The organism is Nocardia sp. NPDC004068 (assembly GCF_042874315.1).
Classification (GTDB): Bacteria; Actinomycetota; Actinomycetes; order Mycobacteriales; family Mycobacteriaceae; genus Nocardia.
Window position 1 is genome coordinate 133,031 of record NZ_JBIAMW010000017.1, and the last position, 7,983, is coordinate 141,013.

Consider the following 7,983-nt stretch of genomic DNA (forward strand, 5'->3'; position numbering starts at 1 on the left):
GACGGTTCAAAGCGCATCCAAGTGGAGGTAGCGGATGGCGACCCTGGAGATCCGGTCGGCGGTGGATGACGCGTCGGCCGCCGGCAAGACCAGACCGCTGACCGTCAGCCGGACCATCGCATCGACGACATCGGCCACGTCGGTGGCGTCGAGGGCTGGAAAATGCTCCAGAAACCACGTGACCAGGGCTTCGGATGCCAACTGGAGTAGTGATGCCGAGGTCGGCAACAGCGGCAGTATCCCGGTGCCGGTGGCTTCCGGCTCTACGCCGTGGTTCGCGGTGAGCACAGCCCTGAGCAATGGGCTGGTCTCGGCTTCCGCGATCGTGTATCGCACGGCGGCGGTGATGCCTCCGCCGACATCTCCGGCGTTCTCCTCGAGGATCCTGTCGATCCCGGCGAGAAAGCGTTCGGCCTCCTGAACCAGGAGCGCGTCACCCAATCCCTTCTTGTCCGCGAATTCCTTGTACAGGGTCGGCCGGGATACTCCGACCAGGTCGGCGACCTCTCCCATCCGCACTCGCTCCCAACCCTTTTCGATGGTCAAGGTGCGCGCGGCGGACAGGGCCTGTTCTCGTAGATGATTGCGGAAGGACGTGCGAAGTGACCGACTCGGCATGCTGTGCAGGATAGGCGGCTCGCCGCGGTCGGCCGACGGCCCCGAAGCCGGTCGGGTTACAGGGTTCGTCTCAAGAAGTCGACGACGGCTGCTGTGAACGCGTCGTTGTCGTCGCCGGCCACCATGTGACCGGTTCCCGCGATGTCGACGGTCTCGGCGTGCGGGACGAGGTCGAGGAACTCGGCGACGGTGTCATGGGATACGAGATCGGAGAGTCCCCCGCGAACCAACAGGGTGGGCGCGGTGATCCGACCCGCTCCGAGCCGGAGTGTGTCGACCAGCGACTCGAACTGGTCGGCCCCGTCGGCCGGATCACCGTGAATGGCGTCGAAGCGTGTCGCGATGAACGCTGGATCCCACCGCCACACCCATCGGCCGTCATCGCGGTGTCGAAGCACCTTGCGCAACCCCTCCAGCCGGACCGGCCGTTCGCGATGGGGGTTGTAGGCGGCGATGACGTCCGCGGCGCTGTCGAGACTCGCGAACCCGTCCGGGTGCGCCGACATGAACGACACGATCCGGCGTGCGCCCGCGAACTCCATCCGGGGAGTGACATCGACCAGAACCACGGCTCCCCACAGGTCCGGGGGTGCCAGCAGATGAGTGCCGAGGATGGTCATCCCACCCAATGACGCGCCGACGACGGCAGGGGCGCGATCGAGCTCGAAGTGCTCCCGCACAGCGAGCAGATCGTCGGCGAGATGCTCGATCTCGTACCTGCCGTCGGCGGACCAATCGCTGTCTCCATGTCCGCGTGCGTCGTAGACGATGACCGGGTAGCCGCGTTCGTGGAGGCGCGAGGCCGAGGTCCGCCAGGCGTGGCGGCTCTGGCCGCCGCCGTGGAGCAGGATAACTGCCGGGTGGTCCGAATCGTGGTGGTAGTAATCGGCCGTCAGCATGATCCCGTCACGGGTCGGTACCGACACCGTCGTCATCGCCGTTTTCACGGCCTGGCGTCCGGGTTGGCAATGATGGTGACGGTGCCCTGGGCGGCGCAGACAGCCCTGCCGTGATTCGTGATGTCGATTCGCGCGACACCCGACCGCTTCGTCAGGGCGATGATCTCGGTCGTCGCGACACATGTCCCGTCGCTGACCGGTCGAAGCAAGTTCAATTTGAACTCCGTCGTCGCTACCCAGCAACCACGGGGGATGACCGGGTAGAAGACGACCCCCAGGCAATGATCGACCATCGCCGACAAGCAGCCGCCGTGCAGCTTGCCGAACGGTGTGAGTAGTTCGTCGCGTACGGCCATCTCGGCGATCAGCCGACCGGGGTCGAGCTCGGTGTGGCGGAAATCGAGGTATCCGGACAGTCCACCCGCGGCTGTCGCCGAGGTCAACATCTGTCCGGCCCATTCTTCATCGAACTGCGGGAATTCCATCGGTGTGTGCTCCACCCTGTACGTCGGCCGGTGCTATGGAGACAGTACTGCAAATCTGTCTCAGGTGCAGGGGTCGCTCGCCGAGTTGTCCCCAGGGGGTGGCGTCGGCCCGGGGTCGGCCGTGCCCGTGCTGGCCAGAGCGGGGAGCAGGTAGTGAACCAGGTAGTCGTGCAAGCCGTCACGACTGCGTCGTTTCGGTCCTCGGACGGTGAGCAGGCTGAGGATCGTCCGCAAGATCCACTCGGCGGCGTCATCTACCGAGGTACCGGGCAGTAGGTCGGTCCAGTGTGCGGTGAAGACTGGCCGCAGGAATTCTGTCACCAGCTCGAAGAGTGCGACCGAGGTCTCAGTCGACAGCCCGGTGTCGGCGAGGCGATCGTCGCTGACGAACAGGGCTGCGATCGAGTTGTCCTGTGTCGCAGTCTGAATGGTTGTTTCCACGAAGGTGAGCACCGCCGACCCCAGATCGGGTTCAGCCACGATCCTGGGGCGGATTCGGTCCAGATATCGGCGAGCGGCCCGGAGAATGACACCCGAGACGACGGCCTCCCGATTCGCGAAGGTGCGGTACAGGGTGGCGCGGGAGACACCTGCCTGTCTGGCGATGTCATCCATCGTCGTCGCGGCAGGTCCGATCTGGTCGAAGCAGAACTCCGCGGCATCGAGCAGGCTGTCCGCGGGGTCGCGTCCGGTGGGCGGTCTGGTTCCGGAACGGATCGATTTCATCGTCACGGCACAGAGTATGCCGGTCGTCCGGCACGGTGTTCGGCCGCGGCGCGACCGCCTCGGCGGAGCCACCATGGGTGAAACAGGACGCAAAAATTGTCTCACAGCTGTGTGGTGTCATCGCGTAGCCGGGGGAGCAGGTGCCGACGTGCGAATCGTCGAGCATCATCGGCCGTGTCGAGAGGGATGTGCGCGGAAGGGGTGAGGATGAACGAGAGGATGACCCGGACCGTCAGCTCGGAGACCGCATGCAATTCGCGGTTAGGGCGCACATCGACGAGTTCCCTGGCGAGCTGGTCGGTCAGGAAGCTCGACGCGATCTCGATCAGTCCGCCCGCGTCGACGGTGAGGAAAGGGAGCAGGGACTCGGGCTCGGTCTCGAGCAGCCGGTTGAGCAGTGCGTGCCCGCGGACAGCGGCTAACGTGAAGACGAACCCTTCGACAATCTTGTCCTCGAGCGTCGCCTGTCCGGAGACCTCGCGCTCCAACTCTCCAAGGAACCGGCCGAGCTCGCGCAGTATCACCGCCTCGACGATCTGGTCCTTGCTCGAAAAGTGCCGGTACAGCGTCACGCGGGCCAGCCGCGCGCGGCGAGTGATGTCCTCGACCGTGGTCCGGCTGATCCCGACCACTTCGAACTGCCGGAGCGCCGCGTCCAGGATCCGTTCCGGCGTTCCGGTCGGGGCCGGCGTCCTGATCAGCGCGACCGCTTTCACGAGCAAGCTGGCGTAGTTCATCGCGATGTGATCGTTCCTTCGATCCAGGTCGTGGGTTTCGGGCGTCGATTGTGTCCGATTCTCGCCCGGCTTCTGGGCATTCGTACAATCATCCGCTTCTGTTTGGCTTTGACGTAGGTATTGAAACAAAGATACCGGATATGTACCATTATTATCTGTGGTACGCAATGGAGCGTCCTGGCGCATCGTCGGACTGTTGAGTCAGTGGACGCGGTCGGCAAGAAGTCATCCGTCCGCAGGAACTCCCCCCTGCGTGCCGACCCTCGCGGTACATGAGCGCCCCGGCTTCTCTGCGACGCTGACGGGTTTCGGAGTTCGGAGTGTGATGCGCCCGCTGTCGGTCGCGATCCCCGCGAGCCCGCCGGGATTGGTGTTGCTCGATGGGGCATTGACCGGCATGCTTCGCCTTGTCAGCCGTCCGCGGGATGGAGTCGAATGCGCGCCCGTGCGTGTCGACTTCGAGGACGGGACCGTGGTCGGCGAATGGGTCCGGGCGCCAGGCGTCACGGCGCGAGGGGCCGCGTTGCTCTATATCCACGGCGGAGCGTTCGTCGCTTGCTCGCCACGAACACATCGAGGTGTGACGGCCGAGCTGTCCGCAGCGGCCGGGTTACCGGTGTTCGCGGTGAGCTACCGAAAAGCTCCAAGATTCCGATTCCCGACCGCGAACAATGATGTTTGGCGCGCTTACCGCTGGTTGACCTCGGAAGCAGGTGGCGCTCCGGTGGCCGTGGCCGGCGATTCAGCCGGCGGATATTTGGCGATCGTGACGGCGCTCACCGCCATCGCGGCAAGTCGTCGCGGTGACGGTTACCCGCCGGCAGCGTTGCTCGTCCTGTCTCCGGTCACGGATGCGACCCTCAACTTGGCACGGACCCGAGAACGCAACCGGAGACAGAAGGACCCGTTCGCCGCGGCCGCGGCGGTCAGCCGGGTTGTCGGCCTGTACACCGCGGGTGCCTCGGCGCGGGAGATCTCGGTGCTCGACGCGGATTTCCGGGGTATCTGCCCGATCATGATCCACGTCGGCGGGACCGAAATGCTCCTCGGGGACGCGCGCGCGCTCCACGCCAGAGTGAAGGCCGCCGGAGGGGTGTCCTGCCTCCATATCTGGCCGGGGCAGGTGCACGTCTTCCCGGCTCTGTTCAGGTACTTGCCGCAGGCTCGCATGGCGCTGAGCCTCAGCGGAGCCTTTTTGCGCAATGCACTCGCCGTGGGGGAGGCCCACGCGGCGACACAGTGAGTTCCGGATGCCCGGGTGAGTCGGGTGTCCACAATCGCGAAGGAGTGACGCGATGCCGATCGAATTGCAGCACACTCTGCACACCATCAAGCAGCGCCAGTGGGCGCTTGGTGATTTCGACTGGGAAGAACCCGGGGCCGATGCGATCACCGCCGAGCAACGACCGAAGATCAAACAGTTCATGTCCGACCTCGTGTGGATCGAGCAGGTGGGTTCGCGCGCCTTCGTCGCGCTCGCCCATCAGGCCGAGGACAACACTCTCGCCGAGATCTATCGCTACTTCCACGCCGAAGAGCAGAAGCACGCGAACGCGGAGTTGGCTCTCATGCGTCGGTGGGGGATGCTCGAGGACGACGAGATTCCGGAACCGAACGTCAATATCCGGCTCGCCATCGACTGGCTGGACAACTATGCCGACGACATGCCGCTGTCGGTGCTGGGTTCGGCGATCCCGATGCTGGAGGTGGCGCTCGACGGCGCGCTGCTCAAGTTCTTGCTCGATGAAATCAAGGACCCCCTGTGTCACAAGGTCTTTCAGAAGATCAATGCTGACGAGTCCCGGCATCTGGCGGTCGATTTCCATGTCCTGGACATGATCGGGGCGAGTCCTTTGCATCAGCTGATTATCGAAACGGTCGGAACCGCGCTGCGCCCGTCCATGATCGTCGGCATCCTCACCGGGCTGCCGTTGTTGACCCGCGTGCACGACAGCATCGTCGAGATGGGGCTCGACGAACAGAAGCTCTTCGATGCCATTCGCAAGTTTGGCATCATCGGCGATCGCAGCATCGCGACTCGGCGCAATCCGATCTATCACGTCATCAAGTACTACGGCGAAATGATCATGAACCCGGCCCATCCGTACCATCGGCTGCTGGGGAACACCCTGCTCACCGTTACCGCGCACTATCCGAAGCGGATGTTGGGTCCGATTCCCTCCTGGATCAACGAGCTCACCTTCGAACCGGTTGTCGCGGCATGATCACCCACATCGGAGACGTCGTCAGCGCTGACGTTCCCGAAACGGCCAGGGTGGTGATCATCGGCGCGGGGTTCGCCGGGATCGGTGTTGCGGTCCGGCTGAAGCAGGCGGGGATCGAGGATTTCGTTTTGCTCGAGCGCGAACTCGACCCGGGCGGCACCTGGCGCGACAACACGTATCCCGGAGTTGCCTGCGACATTCCGTCGATGCTGTACTCGTTCTCGTTCGCTCCGAATCCGAGATGGTCGCACGGATACTCCGATGGCGGTGAAATCCTCGCCTACCTTCGCGAGGTAATCAGAGAATACGATCTGGTCGATCGAATTCGATACGGCCGCAACGTTGTTGGACTCGATTTCGACGAAGGTGCCGGAGTCTGGCGAGTCCGGGCGGTGATCGATGGTGGTGAGGAAGTTCTCGAGGCTCGCTCCGTCGTGATGGCGACCGGACCACTGTCCACCGCCAGTCTGCCCAGCATCGACGGCATCGAGGACTATCGCGGCCACACGGTTCACAGCGCCCACTGGAACCCGGACCTGGACGTGACCGGCATGGCCGTGGCCGTCATCGGAACCGGCGCGAGTGCGGTGCAGATCGTTCCGGAGCTGGTGAAGCGGGCTGATCGGGTCGCGGTCTTCCAGCGCACCCCGGGATGGGTGCTACCGCGCCCGCAGTACCGGGTGCCGGATTGGGCCAGGGTGATGTATCAACGACTGCCGCTCACCGAGGATCTGGCACGGACCGCACTCTTCTGGGCTCATGAGGCGATGGGGCTGGGTGTCGTGTGGCCGACACAGCTGACAACATTGTTGGAGCTTGCGGCACGACTGCAACTCAGGATCCAAGTCGACGACAAGTGGACACGACGCCAGCTCACGCCGGACTACCGGGCGGGCTGCAAGCGGCTACTAGTTTCGAACACCTACCTCCCGGCACTGAGTAGCGACAAGTGCAAGCTCTACACCTTCCCGATCGTCCGGCTCACCGAGCGCGGAATCCAAACCGTCGAAGGAGTCGAACATCGCTTCGATGCCATTGTTTTCGCCACTGGATTCGAGGTGATCGGCAAGACCGGCACGCCGTTCCCCGTACGCGGTCGCGGTGGACGACTCCTCGGGGACGAATGGGCCGAGCGCGCGTACGCCTACAAGAGTGTTCACGTGTCCGGCTATCCCAATCTGCACTTCACGTTCGGGCCGAACTCCGGTCCCGGACACAACTCCGCGCTCATCTATCTGGAAGCGCAGATCGACTACATCGTCGAGTCGATGAAGATGATCGAACGCTGGGGCCTCCGATATCTCGACGTGCGGGAGATCGCGCAGGACAGATTCAATGCGGATCTTCAGCGGCGCCTGTCTCGGACGACGTGGAATTCCGGGTGCGCAAGTTGGTACCTGACGGCAGAGGGCTTCAACCCCACGATGTTCCCCGGGCTGGCACGGCAATTTCGTAACCAGATGGAGGAAGTCGTACTGTCCGATTACCACGCGGTGGCCTGAAATCTGTCGGGTGCCCGACGTTCTGATGTGGGGTGTCGGGCACGCGCACCGGGTTGGTTCTATGCCAACTGGACGACCGCCGTGGCCCGTCCGAAGAGGGGCTACCCCCGGTTTGGTTGACTCCTGACCTGTGAGGATTGCTCCTCGCACGGCCACGCCCACGAACAGTTCGATATACCCGTTCCCCGTGACGGCGGGATCCAGGACCTCCTGGCCGAGGCGCGACGCCCGGACCGCCGCTTCGACTTCGTGATCTGCGAATCCATCGAACGGATCTCCCGCTTCACCCACACCGGTACCACCATCGAACACGAACTCCAGCAGCACGGGGTGCGGCTGCTCGCCGCCGACGAGCCGTTCACCCTGGCCACCAAAGGAATCCGCAAACAGAAGGTCGCGACTCAGGTCTTGACCCGCCGGGTCAAGCAAAGCATCGCCGAGTTCTATGTCACCGAGATGCTCGAAAAGTCGTGGGACGGTTTCGCCGTCCACACCGAGGCGGGATACAACGTCGGCAAACCACCCTACGGGTATCGAGCGAAACCCGTGCCGCACCCCGTCCCAGCGAAACGCGCCAGGGGACACAAGAAAACACGGCTCGAACCCGACCCCATCCAGGGGCCAGTGGTTCAAAAGATCTTCCGGTGGCGGTGGGAGGAGAACCTGTCCCACCAAGCCATCGCCGACCGTCTCAACTGAACCGCCTGTAAGTGTTTGTGGTGGCTGGCCTGGGGCTGGCTGGCAGGGTGGTGCTGGTTCTTCAGACCGGGTGTGACTCGTGAATCGCCTGG

Annotated in this window: 9 protein-coding genes; 4 read left to right on the forward strand and 5 right to left on the reverse strand. The window is 63.9% G+C overall.

Annotated elements, in window-relative coordinates; translation table 11 throughout:
- Positions 1-6: 6 nt before the first annotated feature.
- From ACFYTQ_RS32560 to ACFYTQ_RS32580, 5 genes are read right to left on the reverse strand one after another with little or no spacing between them, the layout of a single operon-like run.
- The gene (locus ACFYTQ_RS32560) at positions 7-618 is read right to left on the reverse strand and encodes a TetR family transcriptional regulator (RefSeq protein ID WP_064909806.1); all 612 of its coding nucleotides are present in this window, start codon (positions 616-618) and stop codon (positions 7-9) included.
- Positions 619-674: 56 nt separating this feature from the next.
- Positions 675-1,553, reverse strand: coding sequence for an alpha/beta fold hydrolase (locus ACFYTQ_RS32565; protein ID WP_064909841.1), 879 nt, complete (start codon positions 1,551-1,553; stop codon positions 675-677).
- 8 nt (positions 1,554-1,561) lie between these two features.
- Positions 1,562-2,002, reverse strand: a complete 441-nt coding sequence (locus tag ACFYTQ_RS32570; protein ID WP_064901989.1) for a PaaI family thioesterase — start codon at positions 2,000-2,002, stop codon at positions 1,562-1,564.
- Between the two features lie 60 nt (positions 2,003-2,062).
- A complete protein-coding gene (locus ACFYTQ_RS32575; RefSeq protein ID WP_082976711.1) occupies positions 2,063-2,803 on the reverse strand; it encodes a TetR/AcrR family transcriptional regulator in 741 nt (246 codons plus the stop codon).
- Between the two features lie 26 nt (positions 2,804-2,829).
- Positions 2,830-3,465, reverse strand: a complete 636-nt coding sequence (locus tag ACFYTQ_RS32580; protein WP_064901987.1) for a TetR/AcrR family transcriptional regulator — start codon at positions 3,463-3,465, stop codon at positions 2,830-2,832.
- Positions 3,466-3,790: 325 nt separating this feature from the next.
- On the opposite strand from ACFYTQ_RS32580, the gene ACFYTQ_RS32585 reads away from it, so the two are divergent.
- From ACFYTQ_RS32585 to ACFYTQ_RS32600, 4 genes are all read left to right on the forward strand, one after another.
- The gene (locus ACFYTQ_RS32585; RefSeq protein WP_082976712.1) at positions 3,791-4,708 is read left to right on the forward strand and encodes an alpha/beta hydrolase; all 918 of its coding nucleotides are present in this window, start codon (positions 3,791-3,793) and stop codon (positions 4,706-4,708) included.
- Between the two features lie 52 nt (positions 4,709-4,760).
- Positions 4,761-5,690, forward strand: coding sequence for a hypothetical protein (locus tag ACFYTQ_RS32590; RefSeq protein WP_064909810.1), 930 nt, complete (start codon positions 4,761-4,763; stop codon positions 5,688-5,690).
- Positions 5,687-7,192 carry an NAD(P)/FAD-dependent oxidoreductase gene (locus ACFYTQ_RS32595; RefSeq protein ID WP_064909812.1) on the forward strand — a complete coding sequence of 502 codons (1,506 nt, stop codon included), beginning with the start codon at positions 5,687-5,689 and terminating at the stop codon, positions 7,190-7,192. Before ACFYTQ_RS32590 ends, ACFYTQ_RS32595 begins: the two co-directional genes overlap by 4 nt.
- A gap of 198 nt (positions 7,193-7,390) precedes the next feature.
- A complete protein-coding gene (locus tag ACFYTQ_RS32600; RefSeq protein ID WP_387369232.1) occupies positions 7,391-7,891 on the forward strand; it encodes a recombinase family protein in 501 nt (166 codons plus the stop codon).
- Positions 7,892-7,983: the final 92 nt, after the last annotated feature.